Here is a 2,539-nt window from a genome sequence, read left to right as displayed (position 1 = left end):
CCGCCGCGGTCGAGGCGCACTCCGAGCACCCGCTGGCGCAGGCCATCCTGAAGCGTGCCGGTCCGGTAGCCGAGCGCGCTACCGCGTTCACCAACATCGATGGCCAGGGCGCTACCGGCGTGGTTGACGGGGTGCAGGTGGTGCTGGGCAACCGGATCCTGATGGTCGAGCACGGCATCGACCTCTCGGTATTGGAAGCGGAGGCTGCGCGCCTCACCGGTGCCGGTCGCACGGTGATCTATGCCGGGGTGGGTGACCGGCTCGCAGGCTTCTTCGCGATTGCCGACGCGATCCGGGAGACCTCGCGCGCGGCCATCGACGAATTGCACCGGCGCAACATCAAGGTGGCGATGATCACCGGCGACAACCGCCCCACGGCCGAGCGCGTGGCACAGGACCTGGGAATCGACATCGTGCTGGCCGACGTGCTGCCGGGCGGCAAGGCCGATGAGGTCATCAAGCTGCAGTCGCAGGGCCTCAAGGTCGGCATGGTGGGCGACGGCATCAACGACGCACCGGCGCTCACCCAAGCCGACGTTGGGTTCGCGATCGGCGCCGGCACCGACGTCGCCATCGAGAGTGCCGACATCGTGCTCATGCACAGCGACCCTTATGACGTCGTTCGCGCGACCACCATCGCCCACGCCACTCTGCGCAAGATGCATCAGAATCTGGGCTGGGCCGTGGGCTACAACGTGCTGGCCTTTCCGCTGGCGGCCGGTGTGCTCTATCCGTTCGTGCTGTCGCCAGAAATCGCCGCGCTGTCGATGTCGGGCAGTTCGGTGATCGTCGCCCTCAACGCGTTGCTGCTCAAACGCCTTCCACTGGCGGATGCCGCCACCCCTCGCAGCCCATCTAAGGAGTCCACACCATGAATACGGTCACACACGTCGCCCATTCCAGACCCCGAGGTACCAATCGCAGCCATTGGGTCGCCGCACTGGCCCTCGCGCTCGCGTTCGCATTGCCGGGGGTCGTCTCCGCGAACGAGGGTGGGTTCCGCCACAACGTGTTGATGCGCGGCCAGGTGCTGGAAAAGCAGGACGGAACGCTTGTGGTCTGTGTCGGGCAGGCCGACGGTGCCCAGGTCGGGCAGGTGCTGGACGTGATCCGGCACAAGCGCCGTATCCGGCATTCGCGGGCCGGCGGTCCACGCTACCGCCGCGAGAACGTTGGCCAAGTGCGCATCGTCGAACTGTTCGACAGCCACTACGCGGAGGCTGAAGTGATCTCCGGGAGCCCCAAGGTCAACGACACAGTGGAGCTGATCCGCCCCTGACAGGCGCGCGGGCGATGCAGATGCGCCTCGGCCCTCGCCATGCCCTCCGCAATCACTTCCCTTCCAGGACAGGAGCCACACCATGACAGCGTCTTCCAACCCCACCCTGCAATTCCTCGGTGCCGCGGGCACCGTGACCGGCTCGCGCTACCTGGTCGAGGCCAACGGTCAGCGCGTGCTCGTGGACTGCGGCCTGTTCCAGGGCTACAAGCAATTGCGCGAGCGCAACTGGGCTCCGTTTCCCGTCGAGGCGTCATCAATCGACGCGGTGGTCCTGACCCACGCCCACCTGGACCATTCGGGCTACTTGCCCGCACTGGTCAAACAAGGGTTCCGCGGCCGGATCCACTGCACCCATGGCAGCGTGGCCCTGTGCGGCCTGCTGCTTCCCGACAGCGGACACCTGCTCGAAGAGGAGGCCAAGTACGCGGCCCGCAAGGGGTACTCCAAGCACAAGGAACCACGGCCGCTTTATACCGAGGATGACGCCCGCCGCAGCCTGAAGCAGCTCAAGGGGCATGACTATGGTCGCGACATCGAGGTCGCATCAGGCGTCACGATCCGCTTCCATCCTGCCGGCCACATCCTGGGCGCTGCCCATGTCAGCCTTGACGTCCAGGGCCAGCGCCTGCACTTCAGTGGCGACCTGGGACGGCAGCAGGAGTCGCTGATGAATCCGCCGACGCCCCTGCCCGCCTGTGACGTCCTGGTCTGCGAATCCACATATGGCAATCGGGAACACATTCCGATCGACCAAGAAGCCGAGCTGGCACCGATCATCCGCCGCGTTGCCGCCCGCGGGGGCGTGATCGTCATTCCCGCCTTTGCCATCGGCCGCGCCCAGGCGCTCATGCTGCATATCGCCCGGCTGCGTGAGCGCAAGGACATCCCTCGCGTGCCGGTCTACCTCAACAGCCCGATGGCGATCAACGCGACCCGGCACTACCACGACCACCACTCCGAGCACCACGTGTCCGACGAGGACTGCCAGCGGATGTTCGACGTGGCCACCTTCGTCAACACTGTAGAAGAGTCGAAGGCACTCAACCGCCAGCGCGGGCCGATGATCATCATCTCGGCCAGCGGCATGATCACCGGCGGGCGCGTGCTGCACCACATCGAGGCGTTCGGCCCCGATGACCGCAACGCGATCCTGCTCGCGGGCTACCAGGCCGGAGGAACACGCGGTGCCGCGCTGGCGGCAGGCAAGCGCACGTTGCGCATGTTCGGCCGCGAGGTCCCCATCCGCGCGAGGTGGTG

Annotated in this window: 3 protein-coding genes; all 3 read left to right on the top strand. The window is 66.5% G+C overall.

Annotation, left to right across the window (positions count from 1 at the left end; translation table 11 throughout):
* Positions 1–875, top strand: an 875-nt coding sequence (locus JCM9942_RS13905; RefSeq protein ID WP_157722941.1) for an HAD-IC family P-type ATPase, incomplete at its 5' end; no start/stop codon positions are given.
* On the top strand, positions 872–1,279 hold the full coding sequence (locus JCM9942_RS13900) for a hypothetical protein (RefSeq protein WP_049436410.1): 408 nt from the start codon (positions 872–874) through the stop codon (positions 1,277–1,279). The genes JCM9942_RS13905 and JCM9942_RS13900, both read left to right, overlap by 4 nt.
* 82 nt (positions 1,280–1,361) lie before the next feature.
* Positions 1,362–2,539: MBL fold metallo-hydrolase (locus tag JCM9942_RS13895; RefSeq protein ID WP_054660409.1), on the top strand; the 1,178-nt coding region annotated here is incomplete at its 3' end.

It is taken from the genome of Stenotrophomonas pictorum JCM 9942, assembly GCF_001310775.1.
Lineage (GTDB): Bacteria > Pseudomonadota > Gammaproteobacteria > Xanthomonadales > Xanthomonadaceae > Stenotrophomonas > Stenotrophomonas pictorum.
This window is presented reverse-complemented; position numbering and strand designations above follow the sequence as displayed.

Coding starts and splice junctions, on each gene's coding strand:
- JCM9942_RS13900 (WP_049436410.1), top strand. CDS start 872: ATGAATACGGTCACACACGTCGCCCATTCCAGACCCCGAGGTACCAAT.